The sequence below is a fragment of the Pseudomonas anguilliseptica genome (assembly GCF_900105355.1).
GTDB classification, from domain to species: Bacteria; Pseudomonadota; Gammaproteobacteria; order Pseudomonadales; family Pseudomonadaceae; genus Aquipseudomonas; species Aquipseudomonas anguilliseptica.
Genome location: NZ_FNSC01000001.1, coordinates 1,771,656 through 1,787,552 on the forward strand (window position 1 = coordinate 1,771,656; position 15,897 = coordinate 1,787,552).

A 15,897-nucleotide genomic window follows, 5' to 3' on the forward strand; every position below is an offset into this window, starting at 1 on the left:
TGCGCTTTGATATTTCAGGATGGCATGACGCTATGCGGCCTAGGGATGGTCTGAAAAAGACTTCCTGATTTTGGCAAAATATCCGCACTCCACCCGCCGAGTTTTCCGATGAAGCAGATGACCTTCGCCGACGCCGAGTACGCCGGCAAGCGCAAGCAGACCCGCAAAGAATTGTTCCTGATCGAGATGGATCGGGTAGTGCCATGGAAAGGGTTGATCGCTTTGATCGAGCCGCATTATCCAAAGGGTGAAGGCGGCCGACCGTCCTATCCGCTGATGGCGATGCTGCGAGTGCATCTGATGCAAAACTGGTTCGGTTACAGCGATCCGGCGATGGAAGAGGCGCTGTACGAGACCACCATCCTACGCCAGTTTGCCGGGCTGACTCTGGAGCGCATTCCTGACGAAACCACCATCCTCAACTTCCGCCGCTTGCTGGAAAAACACGAACTGGCTGCCGGCATCCTGGCCGTGATCAATGGCTACCTGGGTGACCGTGGTTTGTCGCTGCGCCAAGGCACCATCGTCGATGCCACGCTGATCAACGCGCCGAGTTCAACCAAGAACAAGAACGGTAAGCGTGACCCTGAGATGCACTCAACCAAGAAAGGCAATCAGTATTACTTCGGCATGAAGGCGCACATCGGGGTGGATGACGAGTCTGGCTTGGTGCACAGCGTGGTGGGTACTGCCGCCAACGTGGCGGATGTCACCCAGGTCGATAAGCTGCTGCACGGCGAGGAAAACATGGTGGGGGCCGATGCCGGATATACCGGTGTCGAGAAGCGCCCCGAGCATGAGGGCCGTCAAGTGATCTGGCAGGTTGCAGCACGGCGTAGCACTTACAAGAAACTCGGTAAGCGCAGCGCGCTGTACAAAGCCAAGCGCAAAATCGAGAAGGCCAAGGCCCAAGTGCGAGCCAAGGTCGAGCATCCGTTTCGGGTGATCAAGCGTCAGTTCGGTTATGTGAAGACGCGCTTCCGTGGCCTGGTCAAAAACACGGCGCAACTGGTGACTTTATTCGCGCTGTCAAATCTGTGGATGGCGCGCCGAGATTTACTGACGAATGCAGGAGAGGTGCGCCCGTAATGCTGGAAATGGCTGCCGCGAGGTGCTCGCGGCGGCTAAAAACACAGAAATGAGCCGGTAATCTGATCGTTTTTGATCGATTTATCACTTTCGAAATCAGCAGAGGCTGACGTCAGCCAGAAATGCATGGCTACTTCAGAGGATCCCTAGCGCTTGATCCGCAACGCCAGCAGGTAGATCAGCGTGGCGGCGATCACCACGCCATCCATGATGATCGCGGCCGCGGCTTTGCCGAGAAACGCCTGGCCATATACCAGCACCAGGGTGACGAAAATCGCCTTGCTCGTTGCCGCGATGGCGGCGCAGAAAGCGCGGTGTTTTTCGCTCAGCGCGCCATAAATCAGGATCACACCCATCAGTCCAACCAGCGCTGACCAGCTGCGAATCACGATGGATTCCAGCTGGCCGGTAAACGACGCGCCAAACATCGACTCAAGCGCTGCCTGCGGCGCGAACAAGCCGTAGAGCATGCTGGCGGTAAGCACGCCGGACACCAGCATCAGCCATTTGAAGTTCCCTATTACAACGTTCATGCAATCCCTCGTGTGTGTTGTGGCCATGCCAGTGGTCTCAGTGAGACTTGTAGGAGCGGCGGGGACGCCTGCATCTGATGCGCTCAGCCCGATATCGCGGCCACTTTGGCTCGTGCCGCGTGCAGCTTCTTGTAGCTCTCAATCAGGCGCAGATGGCGGTCCAGCCCTTCCAGCTGCATGTTGGTCGGCGTCAGACCGTAGAAGCGCACGCTGCCATCCAGCGAGCCGAGCACCGCGTCCATGCGCTCATTGCCAAACATGCGGCGGAAGTTCGGTTCGAAGTCGCTCATCTCCAGCTCATCGTCCAACTGAACTTCCAACGTCGCGTTCAACGCCTGATAGAACAGGCCGCGCTCGACGGTGTTGTCGTTGTACTGCAGGAAGGCCTCGGTCAGTTCCTTGGCGTCGTCGAATTTCTTCAGCGCCAGATAGATCAGCAGCTTCAGTTCAAGAATGGTCAGCTGGCCCCACACCGTGTTGTCGTCGAACTCGACCCCGATCAGCGTGGTGATATCGGTGTAATCGTCGACATCGCTGTTTTCCAGATTGCGCAGCAGGGATTTCAAGCCGCGATCATTCAGGCTGTGCAGGTTGAGGATGTCCGCGCGGAACAGCAGCGCCTTGTTGGTGTTATCCCAGATCAGGTCCTCAACCGGATAAATCTCCGAATAGCTCGGCACCAGGATGCGGCAGGCCGTGGCGCCCAGGTGCTCGTATACCGCCATATAGGCTTCTTTACCCAGCTCTTCGAGGATGCCGAACAGCGTTGCGGCCTCCTGCTCGTTCGAGTCTGCGCCCTGCCCGGAGAAGTCCCACTCGACGAACTCGTAATCGGCCTTGGCACTGAAGAAGCACCACGACACCACGCCGCTGGAGTCGATGAAATGCTCGACGAAGTTGTTCGGCTCCATCAGCGCCTGGCTTTCAAAGGTCGGCGGCGGCAGATCATTCAAACCCTCGAAGCTGCGGCCTTGCAGCAGCTCGGTCAGGCTGCGCTCCAGCGCCACTTCAAAGCTTGGGTGCGCGCCGAACGAGGCGAATACGCCGCCGGTGCGCGGGTTCATCAGGGTCACGCACATCACTGGGAATTCGCCGCCCAGGGACGCGTCTTTCACCAGCACCGGGAAGCCCTGGGCTTCCAGGCCCTGAATACCGGCGAGGATGGCTGGGTACTTGGCCAGCACGGCCTGTGGCACGTCCGGCAGGCACAGCTCGCCTTCGAGGATTTCGCGTTTGACCGCGCGTTCGAAGATTTCCGACAGGCACTGCACCTGCGCCTCGGCCAGGGTGTTGCCGGCGCTCATGCCATTACTGAGGTAGAGGTTTTCGATCAGGTTGGACGGGAAGTACACCACTTCGCCATCGGACTGGCGCACAAACGGCAGCGAGCAGATGCCGCGCAGGGTGTTGCCGGAGTTGGTGTCATACAGGTGCGAGCCGCGCAGTTCATCGTCCGCGTTGTAAATCGCCAGGCAGTGGTCGTCGAGAATCTCTGCCGGCAGGGCATCTTTGGGCCCCGGTTTGAACCAGCGCTCGTCCGGGTAATGCACAAACGCCGCATTGGCGATCTCCTCGCCCCAGAACTGATCGTTGTAGAAGAAATTGCAGTTCAGCCGCTCGATAAACTCGCCCAGCGCCGAGGCCAGGGCGCTCTCCTTGGTCGCGCCCTTGCCGTTGGTAAAACACATCGGCGACTGCGCATCGCGGATATGCAGCGACCACACGTTGGGCACGATATTGCGCCACGAAGCGATCTCAATCTTCATGCCGAGCTTGGCCATGATGCCCGACATATTGGCAATGGTTTCTTCCAGCGGCAGGTCCTTGCCGGGAATGTAGGTGCTGGTCCCCGCCACGGGCATCAGCAAGGCCTGGGCGTCGGCATCCAGGTTGTCGACTTCTTCGATGATGAACTCGGGACCTTGCTGAACCACTTTCTTCACGGTGCAACGGTCGATGGAGCGCAGGATGCCCAATCGATCCTTCTCGGAAATATCCGCCGGCAACTCGACCTGGATCTTGAAGATCTGCGCGTAGCGGTTTTCCGGGTCAACGATGTTGTTCTGCGACAGGCGGATGTTGTCGGTGGGGATGTTGCGCGTGTCGCAATACAGCTTCACAAAGTACGCTGCACACAGCGCCGAAGAGGCCAGGAAGTAATCAAACGGCCCCGGCGCCGAGCCATCGCCCTTGTAGCGGATGGGCTGGTCAGCCACCACCGTGAAGTCATCGAACTTGGCTTCGAGTCGGAGGTTGTCGAGAAACTTGACCTTGATTTCCATGCGGGATTACCAGAATACGAGCTAAACGAATGGCGGCCATTATCCGGGTTTTCAGCGGGAAGTCTTGCGCAGTGCGGGTTTGGCAGGCCGTTGGAAAACGTTGGCGAGGCAGCCAGTGCAAGACAAAACAGGCGAAAGCGGAGTTTACGAGCTGTGAATGAGCATTTTGAGACGTCGTGTCCCGGCCTGTTTTTAAACACCGCAATGGCAAGGCAGATAGTTATTCAACAGCCTGCTAGGGCTGACGAGCGAGCAGTACCTGCTGCAACAGTTCGGGTAGCCATTCAGGTTTCAAGAGTGACGGCGGCGTTTGCTGCAGCTGCGCCAGATCCCACCACTGCCACTGTTGAATCGTGCTCTGTTCTTCCTCTGTCCAGTCGGCGGCAAACACCGGTGTATTGGCCGGGCACTCCACCAGAAAGTACTGCTCAAGCCATCTGGCCGGCACCGAGCGGGCTACGGCGTAAACCTCATCGCGCTCTTTCAGTAGCGCGCGGATCTCCAGCTTGAGTCCGGTTTCCTCATACAGCTCGCGAGCGGCGGCAGCCCGGTAATCTTCTCCAACCTTCAACTCCCCGCCAGCGGTCGCCCAGAAGGGCACCTGATGCTCGTCCTTGTAGTTAAACAGCAGCAGCCGACCATCGGCATCGACGATCAATAAACGCGCGGATTTTCTGACTTCCATGCTTGTCTCGCAGTGATTGAAGTTGAACAGGGCGGTTTACCCGGTTGGAACATGCAATAGGCATTGAACGCTGCCAGTTGGGTTGCTGGAACCAGCCTATGCGCCGAGCAGTGGCAAATGCTTCAGGCTCCGGTACTGCAACGCCAGCAGCAGACAATGCCTTGGTGGCGTTTGCTCAATATTTGCATCCAGAGGTGACAGATTCATCAATCGTAAGCGCTCCATAAACCTCATCTACAAATGATCCGCAGGCCAGCCAATGCTGAGCTCCAATTTCTTTCTGGAGCCAGCCGTCATGATGCGCCCCGACGCCAAAGTCGAAAAAGTCTATCTATACCCCAAGCCGGTGGATTTCCGAAAATCCATCGATGGCCTGGCCGCCCTGGTCGAGCTGGATATCAAGGTGGCGGTGTTCGACCCGGTGCTGTTCGTCTTCCTCAACCGCGCGCGCAGCCGGGTGAAGATTTTGTATTGGGAGCGCAACGGCTTTTGCCTGTGGCTCAAGCGATTGGAGGCTGAACGCTTCAAGTCGCATCCGGAACCTGGCGAAGATGCGATCGTGCTGACGGCCCAGGAGTTGAACTGGTTGTTGGACGGTATCGACCTGTGGCGCAACCGGCCGCACCAGGTTTTGACCCCTAGGTTCGTCACCTGAGCCGGTATAATCCACGGCATGATTTCTGTGCCCGAAACCCTTCCTGATGACCCCGCCGCGCTCAAGCAATTGCTCGCTGAGGTGTTGTCGTCGGCGCAGGAATTGGCCAAGGACAAGGATGGGCAGATCGAGCGCCTGCGCGAACAAAACGCGCTGTTGATCCAGCGCCTGTTCGGCCGTAAATCCGAGCAGAGCAGCGACCCGGATTCACCGCAGCTAGAGATGTTCAACGAAGCGGAAAGCCTGGCCGAAGCGGCGGCTGAAGCTCCGGCCGCTGAGGTCGAGGAAGAAGTCGTTGCGCCGACCAAGCGCCGCGGCAAGCGCAAGCCGTTACCGGCCGAACTACCGCGTGTCGAGGTCATCCACGAACTGCCCGAACACGAACTGACCTGCGAATGCGGTTGCCGCAAGCAGGCCATCGGCGAAGAAACCAGCGAGCAGCTGGAAATCATCCCGATGCAGGTTCAGGTGATCCGCCACATTCGCAAGACCTATGCCTGCAAGGCCTGCGAAAGCGCGCCGGTCACCGCTGACAAACCGGCCCAACTGATCGAGAAAAGGCTGGCCAGCCCGAGCGTGCTGGCGATGCTGCTGACCAGCAAATACGCCGACGGCATCCCACTGTATCGCTTCGAAAAGATGCTCAGTCGCCATGGCATCGACATCCCCCGGCAGACCCTGGCGCGCTGGGTGATCCAGTGCGGCGAACTGCTACAACCGTTGCTCAACCTGATGCGCGACAGGCTGCTGGACAGTCCGGTGATCCACTGCGATGAAACCCGCGTGCAGGTGCTCAAGGAGCCTGGGCGCGATCCGAGCAGCCACTCCTGGATGTGGGTGCAGACCGGTGGCCCGCCTGGCAAACCGGTGATCCTCTTCGACTACACAACCAGCCGCGCGCAGGAGGTGCCGCTGCGCCTGCTCGACGGTTATCGCGGCTACCTGATGACCGACGATTACGCCGGCTACAACGCCGTGGCCGCACAACAAGGTGTTGAGCGCCTGGCCTGCTGGGCGCATGCGCGGCGCAAGTTCGTCGAAGCGCAAAAGGTGCAACCGAAGGGCAAAACCGGGCGTGCCGACATCGCGTTGGGGATGATCAACAAGCTCTACGGCATCGAGCGCGAACTTAAGGATGCCAGCGATGAACAGCGCTACCGGGGCCGCCAGCAGCACAGCCTACCGCTCCTCGATCAGCTCAAGACCTGGCTGGAGAAAACCCAGCCGCAGGTCACGGCGCAGAATGCCCTGGGCAAAGCAGTGAACTACCTGGCGAGCAACTGGAGCCGACTCGAACGCTACATCGAGGCTGGCCACCTGCCGATCGATAACAACGCTGCCGAGCGCGCGATCCGGCCCTTCGTCATAGGTCGCAAGAACTGGCTGTTCAGCGACACGCCGAAAGGCGCGACCGCCAGCGCCCAACTCTACAGCCTGGTGGAAACCGCCAAGACCAATGGCCAGGAGCCCTACGCCTGGCTGCGCCATGTCCTCGAACGCCTGCCGCTGGCCAACAGCGTTGAAGCCTACGAAGCGCTGCTGCCTTGGAACTGCCAACCAACGACGCCACTGTAAAACGCAAAACCTCTCCAGAGGGAGGTGGGGTCTATGGAGCGCTTACGGTGTTTTTGGCCAGGCCACGGAAACGCGTCTTCACATAACCGAACTGACGCTTGATCACCCGGAACGGGTGCTCGACCTTGGCGCGAACTTGCGCCTTGGCCTTCTCGATCTTGCGCTTGGCTTTGTACAGCGCGCTGCGCTTACTCAACGTGTTGTACGTACTGCGGCGGGCTGCGATCTGCCAGATCACTTCACGGCCTTCATGTTCTGGCCGCTTCTCTACGCCGGTGTAACCCGCGTCGGCACCCACCATGTTTTCTTTGCCGTGTAGCAGCTTGTCGACCTGAGTAACGTCTGCAACATTGGCTGCCGTGCCGACCACGCTATGCACTAAACCCGACTCGTCATCGACGCCGATGTGCGCCTTCATGCCGAAGTAATACTGGTTTCCCTTCTTGGTCTGGTGCATTTCCGGGTCACGCTTACCGTCCTTGTTCTTGGTCGAACTCGGCGCATTGATCAGCGTGGCATCGACGATGGTGCCTTGGCGCAATGACAAACCGCGGTCACCCAAATAGCCATTGATGACGGCCAAGATGCCCGCAGCCAGTTCGTGTTTCTCCAGCAATCGGCGGAAGTTGAGGATGGTGGTTTCGTCGGGAATGCGCTCCAGGCTCAGACCCGCAAACTGGCGCAGGATGGTGGTCTCGTACAGAGCCTCCTCCATCGCCGGGTCGCTGTAGCCGAACCAGTTCTGCATCAAATGAACCCGTAACATCGCCATCAGCGGATAGGCTGGACGTCCGCCTTCACCCTTGGGGTAATGCGGTTCGATCAAGGCAATCAAACCCTTCCACGGCACAACCTGATCCATCTCGATCAGGAACAGCTCTTTGCGGGTTTGCTTGCGCTTGCCGGCGTACTCGGCGTCGGCGAAGGTCATCTGCTTCATCGGAAAACTCGGCGGGTGGAGTTCAGGTATTTTGCCAAATTCAGGAAGTCTTCTTCAGGGTTTCCTAAGACAAAGTTCAGACGACCTGACTCGACTCGGGAGAACTTATGTTGTAACTGGGGACGCGGAGTATGAACGGCAGTATATGAGAATATTGGATATCCGTAATGGCAAGGCGCCGCGCCCACAAAGTTACGAACGAATTTACTGGGATTTTGTAGCCGCAGGAGACACCAAGCCCCGCCCCGACACCGTGAGTATTTCCCTGAGGAAACTCTGAATAAGTCTTCCTGATTTTGGCAAAATGCCCGGACGCCACCCACCGAGTTTTCCGATGAAGCAGATGACCTTCGCCGATGCCGAGTACGCCGGCAAGCGCAAGCAGACCCGCAAAGAGTTGTTCCTGATCGAGATGGATCGGGTGGTGCCGTGGAAGGGCTTGATTGCCCTGATCGATCCACATTACCCCAAGGGTGAAGGCGGTCGCCCGGCGTACCCGTTGATGGCGATGCTGCGTGTTCATCTGATGCAAAACTGGCTCGGTTACAGCGATCCTGCGATGGAAGAGGCGCTGTACGAAACGACCATTCTGCGGCAGTTCGCCGGGTTGAGCCTGGAGCGTATCCCTGACGAAACCACCATCCTCAACTTCCGTCGCGTACTGGAAAAAAACGAACTGGCGGCTGGCATCTTGGCTGTGATCAACGGCTACCTGGGGGATCGCGGCCTGTCCCTGCGCCAGGGCACCATCGTCGATGCGACGTTGATCAATGCGCCCAGCTCGACCAAAAACAAAGACGGTAAACGCGACCCGGAGATGCACCAGACCAAGAAGGGCAACCAGTACTACTTCGGCATGAAGGCCCACATCGGTGTGGATGACAAGTCTGGACTGGTGCACAGCGTGGTGGGCACGGCGGCCAACGTGGCGGACGTCACCCAGGTGGATAAGCTGCTGCATGGCGACGAGAACGTGGTTTGTACCGACGCAGGTTACACCGGTGTGGAAAAGCGTCCGGAGCATGAGGGTCGGAAGGTTATCTGGCAGGTGGCGGCACGCCGCAGCACCTACAAGAAACTCGATAAGCGCAGCGCGCTATACAAAGCCAAGCGCAAGATCGAGAAGGCCAAAGCCCAGGTGCGCGCCAAGGTCGAGCACCCGTTTCGGGTGATCAAGCGGCAGTTCGGCTATGTGAAGACGCGCTTCCGCGGCCTGGCCAAGAACACGGCGCAGTTGGTCACGCTGTTTGCGCTGTCGAACCTGTGGATGGCACGCAGACATTTACTGGCAACTGCAGGAGAGGTGCGCCCGTAATATGGGCAATAGCCGCCGCGAGGTGCTCGCGGCGGCTAAAAACACAAAAATAAGCGGATGATATGATCGTTTTTGATCGATTTTCCGCTTTCAAAATCAGCGGAGGCTGAAGTCGGCCTGAAACGCATGGCTACTTCAGAGGATCCCTGACAGAGCTGATGAAAGAAACAGGGCGGTTGCAGGAGCTGAGTGCAACACGGTTATTGAATTGACGCTGGCGCATCATGCCGCATAGCCATGGCTTCTTGCATTACTTCGCTCATGACTTCGATCGGGCACTTGAAGTCGAAGCGCTTACGCGGCCGCATATTCAGTTGCAGTGCAATGGCATCCAACTGTTCTTGGCTGTGTCCCGACAAGTCTGTGCCCTTGGGCAGGTACTGGCGAATGAGGCCGTTGATGTTTTCGTTGCTGCCGCGCTGCCAGGGGCTGTGTGGGTCGCAGAAGTAGATCGCTATGCCGGTTCTCTGGGTGATCTCGGCGTGCCGCGCCATCTCCCGGCCCTGGTCGTAGGTCATGCTCTTACGCATCGCCAGCGGCATACGATTGAGTGCGGCGCTGAAACCTTCCATCGCCGAGGTCGCCGTCGCATCGTTCATCTTGATCAGCATCAGGTAGCCACTGGTGCGTTCTACCAAGGTGCCGACCGACGAGGCGTTGGCCTTGCCCTTGATAAGGTCGCCCTCCCAGTGGCCCGGCATCAGGCGGTCTTCAATCTCCGGCGGGCGCACGTGAATACTGACCAGCTCTGGGAGCTGGCCACGTCGATCCACGCCGCCAGAGCGCGGCCTGCGCGTCGTCTTGCTTTGGCGCAGGCAGATAATCAGCTCCTTACGCAGCTCGCCGACCGGCAAGGCATAGATCGCGGTATAGATCGTCTCGCGACAGACGTAGGCATCTCTGAGGCTGGGTATGTTCATGCTGCGCAGCTTGCCGGCAATCTGCTCGGGAGACAAACGCTCACGCAGCATATGGGTCACCAACTCGAAGCGTTCACTACCGGGCAGCAGCTTTCGCTTGGGCCGGCAGACTTGGCGCCGGGCTCTCATCTGCTGCTGCGCCGCACGGGCCGAGTAACGACCGCAGACCTCTCGATTACGGCGCAACTCGCGACTGATAGTCGAGGGGGATCGGTTGATCAGGTGGGCAATCTTGCGCAGGCTAAAGCCTTGGGCATGACCGATTTGAATAGTGGCGCGCTCTTCAACGCTGAGTTCGGAATAAGACATAGGGGCAGCACCGTATCGGAAAGATCAGGTGTTGCACTCAGTTTTTGCCGCCGCCCAGGCTTTACCGATGCTGAGTTTTCCAAACTCAAAGAAGCCCAAGATAATTCAAATGAATTAGTCAACCTTGAAGTCAAGGCCATGAATGCCATAAAGGGCCTTTATGCAGACCCCAGCGGTAATTACATGACTAAAGGCGAGCCAGATTTTGCCATGGCACGTGAGCTTCTGCACAGCAAGGAGTATCACGCTTATAAAGCCAAAATAATGAAACCAATTGACGATTTTTTCGTATTGCTCGACGCGCGCACACAGGCCGTGGTCAATACCACGGCTAAAGAGATGGTCAATGCAAAATTAATTTTCATCGGTGTTCTTTTTGTTTTACTCATCGCCATTGGACTGCTGATATATTTTAACAAGCGCTCACTGCATGCATTATTAGGAACCACTCCCGGCGAGATTGATCGCGTGGTCAGTGAGTTAAGTCGCGGTAATTTGGCAGTCCAATTCCCCGCTGCCTCTGCTGACAGCGTTATCGGTAATTTGAACACGATGAACGGCACCTTAAAGACCATGATTGAGGGTGCGCTGAACACAAGCCATAAACTGCTGACTGCAGCAAACGATATTGCGCAGCGTGTAGACAATACATCGACACGCACTCATCAGCAGACTGACATGACCGATCTTGTAGCCACGGCCGTGCATGAAATGGCGTTGACGGTACAAGAAATTGCCCGTAATGCCAGTCGCTCGGCGGAAGCCACGCATGAGGTCAGGCAGGAAGGCCTACAGGCCAATGATTCGGTCAATGAATTCACTCAGAACATCCAAGGCATGGCAAGCGACATTAACCGTGCCTCCGATGCGGTTAGCCAGTTGGCTACGCAGGTGGCCTCCATCGACCAAGTACTCGCGGTTATCCGAAGTATTTCCGAACAAACCAACTTACTTGCACTCAACGCGGCTATTGAAGCAGCTCGGGCCGGTGAAATGGGCCGAGGCTTTGCCGTGGTCGCCGACGAAGTACGCACCTTGGCTGGGCGCACACAAGGCTCCACAGATGAAATCCAACAAATGATAGCCGCACTTAAAAAAGGGGCTGACGACGCTGTAACGTCGATGCAAACCGGCCAGCGCGCCACTGAGAAAGGCGTATCTGGCAGTCTTAAAACCAGCCAATCCTTACATGTAATTGCTGCGCAGATTGATGAGCTTAGTAACATGAATCAGCAAGCGGCTACTGCAACCGAAGAGCAAGCCTCGGTAACAGAAGAAATCAACCGTAATGTTTTGAGCATTGCTGACTTGGCCAAGTCAACCAGTGCCGACATCGGACGCTGCGCGCAGGGCTGTAATGAATTGCGCCAGCTCTCTACCGAATTGGCGCAGGCGATGAACCGCTTCAAACTCTAAACAGCGCGTATTAGCCTTATGCAGTCGGATGTTTTTACGTCCGGCTGCCCCCACACAGACGCCCGATTGAGTTACGGCCTTGGTGTACAGCACTAGTACAGCGTACTCAGACTATATATCCGGCGCACCAAGACTTCTTTGCCCCACGCATGGGACTTACGTCCAATGGCGCAGCCTGCTAGCTCAGCCGACGATGAATACTCAAAAAAAGGTGAGAGCCCTCATGAGTACAGCGGACGCCTTAAGCCAGGCCGGCAAGACTGCCGTGCTGCAGAATATCCACGGCACCATGGAATTTCTGCAAAAATTCCCACCCTTTAATCAGATGGATACAGCGCACCTCGCCTATCTGGTGGAAAACTGCCAACTGCGCTTCTACAGCGAAGGCGAAACCATCATCAAGCCGACTGATGGCCCGGTTGAGCATTTTTTTATCGTCAAACAGGGTCAGGTGCATGGTGAGCGTCCGCATTCGGCGCGCCGCGGCACGGAAACCACGTTTGAAATCACCACGGGGGAATGCTTCCCGTTGGCAGCGTTGATCGGTGAGCGCGCGACCCGCACCGAACACCTAGCAGCCGAAGACACCTTCTGCCTGCTGCTGAACAAAGCCGCTTTCGTAAAACTTTTTTCGCTGTCGACGCCGCTGCGCGACTTTGCCCTGCGTGGGGTCAGCAGCCTGTTGGATCAGGTCAATCAACAGGTGCAGATGCGCGCGGTTGAAACCCTCGGCGCACAATATTCGATCGACACCCGGCTGGGCGAGTTGGCAATGCGCAACCCGATCAACTGCGCACCAGAGATGCCACTGCGCGACGCCGTCAAACTGATGCATGAACAGCAAGTCGGCAGCATTGTCATTACCAATTCGGCGCTTAATCCGCTGGGCATCTTCACCCTGCGCGACCTGCGCCGGGTGGTCGCCGACGGGGTCGATTTGGCGCAACCGATTGAACAGCTGATGACCCAATCACCCTTTCACTTGCCGCCCGATGCCAGCGCCTTCGATGCCGCCATGGCCATGACCGAGCGGCATATTGCTCACGTCTGCCTGGTGGAAAATGACCAGCTCTGCGGCGTTATTTCCGAACGCGATCTGTTTAGCCTACAGCGCGTTGATCTGGTGCACCTGGCGCGCACCATCCGCCATGCCGGACGGGTGGAAACCCTCGCGGCGCTGCGCAGCGAGGTGCGGCAACTGGTCGACAGCATGCTCGCCCACGGTGCCAGCTCCACACAGATCACCCAGCTGATTACCCTGCTCAACGACCATACCGTTTGCCGGGTGATCGAACTGACCCTGGAAGACATGGGCGACCCTGGCATTCCCTTCACCTGGCTGCCGCAATTCGCGGCCGCCTGCTGCCGCTGGCCCATGAAATCAACCTGCGTCTGGCGCAGTGTGACTTCACCCTGTGCAAGGGCAACATCATGGCGGGCAACCCCGAGCTGTGCTTGTCACGTCAGGAGTGGGCGCAACGTTTTAATTCATTCGTGTTGCAGGCCACGCCGGAGAACCTGCTGGCCTCGAGCATCTATTTCGATCTGCGCGCCGTATGGGGCGACCCGCACGGCTGTGAGCAACTGCGCCAAGGCCTGCTGGATATGGTGGCTGGCAACAGCCTGTTCCAGCGCATGCTGGCCAATAACGCCCTGCAACAACGCCCACCCGTGGGTATGTTTCGCGATTTCTTGGTGGCGCGCAAAGGCGCAGAGAAAGACACCCTGGACCTTAAAGTGCAGGGCCTGACCCCCTTTGTCGATGGCGCACGCCTACTGGCCCTGGCCAACGGCATTGCCGCCTGCAACACCCTAGAGCGCCTCCGTGCACTGGTGCAGCAAGGTGTAATCGAGGCTCAGGATGGCGGCGCTTATGAAGAGGCCTACCACTTCATTCAGCAGGCCCGTATGCAACAGCACCAGCAGCAAGCCCGCAATGCATTGCCGTATTCCAACCGTGTTGACCCCGACAACCTCAATCATCTGGATCGACGCATTCTGCGTGAGTCGTTCCGGCAGGCGCAGCGCCTGCAAAGCAGCTTGTCGGTGAGGTATCAGCTATGAGCACCTTCACCTGGTTTACCGGGCGCAAACCCGCTTTGACCCAAGAGCAACTGCAACGCCGAGAGCGCTTGGCGACGGCATCAACCCTTGGCGAGCGCCCCTTGCAGCAGCAGCGTTTTGTTGTGTTGGATCTGGAAACCAGCGGTTTGAACATGCGCCGCGATATGGTGCTGTCGATTGGCGCGGTGGTGATCGAAAACGCCTCCATCGACCTGAGCCAGCAGTTTGAATGCACCCTGCAACGCCATGACCATCAGGCCAGCGCCAGCACCTTGATTCATGGCATCGCCCCCAGCGAAATCGCCAACGGTGAAGACCCGGCGCAAGCCTTGCTGGCGTTTATGGAGTTTGTCGGCGACAGCCCGCTGCTGGCCTTCCACGCCGAATTCGACCAGCGCATGCTGGCCCGCGCGCTCAAGCAGAGCCTGGGCTACCGCTTGCAGCACACCTTTGTGGATGTGGCCGAAATCGCCCCGCTGCTGTGCCCAAAAGCCAAGCCCACAGGACACGGCCTGGACGCATGGACACAGCATTTCGGCCTGCAAGTGCTGCAGCGCCATCACGCCAGCGCCGATGCACTGGTGACGGCAGAACTGGCGCTGATTCTGCTCAGCAAGGCACGCCAACAAGGCCTCGATAGCCTGCCGTTGCTGCTGCAACAACTCAGCAGCCGTCGCCGTCAGCAGGCGCATTCGCTGTAAGGCGCATTCCCGCGTGTCGGATTACGCTTCGCTAATCCAACCTACAGATCGCGCATCAACAGGCCGTACTCCAGCTGCACCTCAGGCGGCACCGGCAGGTACAGCACATGGCCGTCGCCGGGTGCGACTGCCATGGCCTGGCCCTGGCGGTTTTCCAGTTGTTCAAGGGTAAAACTCAGGTTGCCCTGCGGCGTCATCAGCTCCAGACCATCGCCGATGGCAAAGCGATTTTTCACTTTCACCTCAGCCAAGTCGCCGCGCCGCTCGCCGGTTAGCTCGCCGACAAATTGCTGCTGCTCCGACACCGAACTGCCGCGCTGGTAGTTCTGGTATTCGTCATGCACGTGGCGGCGCAGAAAGCCCTCGGTGTAACCGCGATGGGCCAGCGACTCCAAGGTGTTCATCAGGCTCTTGTCGAAAGGCTTGCCCGCCACCGCATCATCAATCGCCTTGCGGTACACCTGCGCGGTACGGGCTACGTAATAGTGGGATTTAGTGCGGCCTTCAATTTTCAATGAGTGCACACCCATCTGCACCAAGCGCTCAACATGCTGCACCGCGCGCAGGTCTTTGGAGTTCATGATGTACGTGCCGTGCTCATCCTCAAATGCAGGCATGGGTTCGTCCGGGCGCGAGGCATCCTGCAGCAGAAACACCTGATCGGTGGGCGCACCTGCACCCAGGGTGGGTTCGACAATCCGCACAATATCGCCCAACTCGTTCTCACTGCCCGGCTCTGCCTTGTACTCCCAGCGGCAAGCATTGGTGCAGCTGCCCTGGTTGGGGTCCCGCTTGTTGATATAGCCCGACAGCAGGCAGCGCCCGGAATAGGCCATGCACAGCGCGCCGTGGACGAATACTTCCAGCTCCATGCCCGGCACTTCGCTACGTATCTCGCCGATCTCTTCCAATGACAATTCGCGCGACAGAATCACCCGGGAGAGCCCCTGCTGCTGCCAGAACTTGACGCTGGCCCAGTTGACCGCGTTGGCCTGCACCGACAGGTGAATCGGTATCTGCGGAAAGTGTTCGCGCACCAGCATGATCAGGCCGGGGTCGGACATGATCAGCGCGTCCGGGCCCATCTCGATCACCGGCGCCAGATCCTTCAAGAAGGTCTTCAGCTTGGCGTTGTGCGGCGCGATATTGACCACCACGTAGAACTGCTTGCCCTGGGCATGGGCTTCGGCGATGCCCAGGGCCAGGTTGGCGTGATCGAACTCGTTGTTGCGCACTCGCAGGCTGTAGCGCGGCTGCCCGGCATACACCGCATCCGCGCCATAGGCGAAGGCGTAGCGCATGTTTTTGAGGGTGCCGGCAGGGGACAGCAGTTCGGGGTGGCTATAGGTGGAGGTGGCCATAAACCGCGGGCTCGGAAATCAAGGGGGATGGGATTCTAGAGAGCCGGCCGAC

The 15,897-nt window shown here is 58.2% G+C and carries 10 protein-coding genes and 3 pseudogenes; 7 read left to right on the forward strand and 6 right to left on the reverse strand.

The window, feature by feature from the left end; all coding sequences use genetic code 11:
- Positions 1-108: 108 nt before the first annotated feature.
- Positions 109-1,089 carry an IS5 family transposase gene (locus tag BLW24_RS08555; protein WP_090376416.1) on the forward strand — a complete coding sequence of 327 codons (981 nt, stop codon included), beginning with the start codon at positions 109-111 and terminating at the stop codon, positions 1,087-1,089.
- Positions 1,090-1,235: 146 nt separating this feature from the next.
- On the opposite strand, the gene BLW24_RS08560 is transcribed toward BLW24_RS08555, so the two are convergent.
- The 3 genes from BLW24_RS08560 to BLW24_RS08570 form a co-directional block, all read right to left on the reverse strand.
- Complete coding sequence (locus tag BLW24_RS08560) at positions 1,236-1,622, reverse strand: hypothetical protein (RefSeq protein WP_090379186.1); 387 nt, start codon at positions 1,620-1,622, stop codon at positions 1,236-1,238.
- 83 nt (positions 1,623-1,705) lie between these two features.
- Complete coding sequence (locus BLW24_RS08565) at positions 1,706-3,904, reverse strand: OsmC domain/YcaO domain-containing protein (RefSeq protein ID WP_090379189.1); 2,199 nt, start codon at positions 3,902-3,904, stop codon at positions 1,706-1,708.
- A 235-nt stretch (positions 3,905-4,139) separates the two neighbouring features.
- Positions 4,140-4,589: an NUDIX hydrolase gene (locus BLW24_RS08570; protein ID WP_090379192.1), complete on the reverse strand. Its 450-nt coding sequence runs from the start codon at positions 4,587-4,589 to the stop codon at positions 4,140-4,142.
- A 259-nt stretch (positions 4,590-4,848) separates the two neighbouring features.
- Between BLW24_RS08570 and tnpB the strand changes: the two genes are divergently transcribed.
- Both tnpB and tnpC read left to right on the forward strand, forming a co-directional pair.
- The gene (tnpB, locus tag BLW24_RS08575) at positions 4,849-5,244 is read left to right on the forward strand and encodes an IS66 family insertion sequence element accessory protein TnpB (RefSeq protein WP_244161054.1); all 396 of its coding nucleotides are present in this window, start codon (positions 4,849-4,851) and stop codon (positions 5,242-5,244) included.
- Between the two features lie 18 nt (positions 5,245-5,262).
- Positions 5,263-6,819 carry an IS66 family transposase gene (gene tnpC, locus BLW24_RS08580; RefSeq protein ID WP_090375563.1) on the forward strand — a complete coding sequence of 519 codons (1,557 nt, stop codon included), beginning with the start codon at positions 5,263-5,265 and terminating at the stop codon, positions 6,817-6,819.
- 46 nt (positions 6,820-6,865) lie between these two features.
- Here the strand turns inward: tnpC and BLW24_RS08585 are convergent.
- Positions 6,866-7,759: pseudogene (locus BLW24_RS08585) on the reverse strand (IS5 family transposase); the annotation flags it as partial.
- Positions 7,760-8,093: 334 nt separating this feature from the next.
- Here BLW24_RS08585 and BLW24_RS08595 point away from each other — a divergent pair.
- Entirely contained in the window at positions 8,094-9,074 is a 981-nt protein-coding gene (locus BLW24_RS08595) for an IS5 family transposase (protein WP_090375222.1), read from the forward strand.
- Positions 9,075-9,274: 200 nt separating this feature from the next.
- On the opposite strand, the gene BLW24_RS08600 is transcribed toward BLW24_RS08595, so the two are convergent.
- Entirely contained in the window at positions 9,275-10,303 is a 1,029-nt protein-coding gene (locus BLW24_RS08600) for an IS30 family transposase (RefSeq protein ID WP_090375993.1), read from the reverse strand.
- A gap of 627 nt (positions 10,304-10,930) precedes the next feature.
- Between BLW24_RS08600 and BLW24_RS27145 the strand changes: the two are divergent.
- The 3 genes and pseudogenes from BLW24_RS27145 to BLW24_RS08615 all read left to right on the forward strand — a co-directional run.
- Positions 10,931-11,719 (forward strand): annotated as a pseudogene (locus BLW24_RS27145) (methyl-accepting chemotaxis protein); the annotation flags it as partial.
- Between the two features lie 223 nt (positions 11,720-11,942).
- Positions 11,943-13,783: pseudogene (locus tag BLW24_RS08610) on the forward strand (putative nucleotidyltransferase substrate binding domain-containing protein).
- The gene (locus BLW24_RS08615; RefSeq protein WP_090379200.1) at positions 13,780-14,484 is read left to right on the forward strand and encodes a 3'-5' exonuclease; all 705 of its coding nucleotides are present in this window, start codon (positions 13,780-13,782) and stop codon (positions 14,482-14,484) included. Before BLW24_RS08610 ends, BLW24_RS08615 begins: the two are co-directional and overlap by 4 nt.
- Before the next feature lie 41 nt (positions 14,485-14,525).
- Here the strand turns inward: BLW24_RS08615 and trhP are convergent, their stop codons facing one another.
- A complete protein-coding gene (gene trhP, locus BLW24_RS08620; RefSeq protein ID WP_090379203.1) occupies positions 14,526-15,845 on the reverse strand; it encodes a prephenate-dependent tRNA uridine(34) hydroxylase TrhP in 1,320 nt (439 codons plus the stop codon).
- Positions 15,846-15,897 lie beyond the last annotated feature (52 nt).

Coding starts and splice junctions, on each gene's coding strand:
- BLW24_RS08560 (WP_090379186.1), bottom strand. CDS start 1,622: ATGAACGTTGTAATAGGGAACTTCAAATGGCTGATGCTGGTGTCCGGC.
- BLW24_RS08565 (WP_090379189.1), bottom strand. CDS start 3,904: ATGGAAATCAAGGTCAAGTTTCTCGACAACCTCCGACTCGAAGCCAAG.
- BLW24_RS08595 (WP_090375222.1), top strand. CDS start 8,094: ATGAAGCAGATGACCTTCGCCGATGCCGAGTACGCCGGCAAGCGCAAG.
- BLW24_RS08615 (WP_090379200.1), top strand. CDS start 13,780: ATGAGCACCTTCACCTGGTTTACCGGGCGCAAACCCGCTTTGACCCAA.
- tnpB (WP_244161054.1), top strand. CDS start 4,849: ATGCTGAGCTCCAATTTCTTTCTGGAGCCAGCCGTCATGATGCGCCCC.
- BLW24_RS08570 (WP_090379192.1), bottom strand. CDS start 4,589: ATGGAAGTCAGAAAATCCGCGCGTTTATTGATCGTCGATGCCGATGGT.
- BLW24_RS08600 (WP_090375993.1), bottom strand. CDS start 10,303: ATGTCTTATTCCGAACTCAGCGTTGAAGAGCGCGCCACTATTCAAATC.
- BLW24_RS08555 (WP_090376416.1), top strand. CDS start 109: ATGAAGCAGATGACCTTCGCCGACGCCGAGTACGCCGGCAAGCGCAAG.
- tnpC (WP_090375563.1), top strand. CDS start 5,263: ATGATTTCTGTGCCCGAAACCCTTCCTGATGACCCCGCCGCGCTCAAG.
- trhP (WP_090379203.1), bottom strand. CDS start 15,845: ATGGCCACCTCCACCTATAGCCACCCCGAACTGCTGTCCCCTGCCGGC.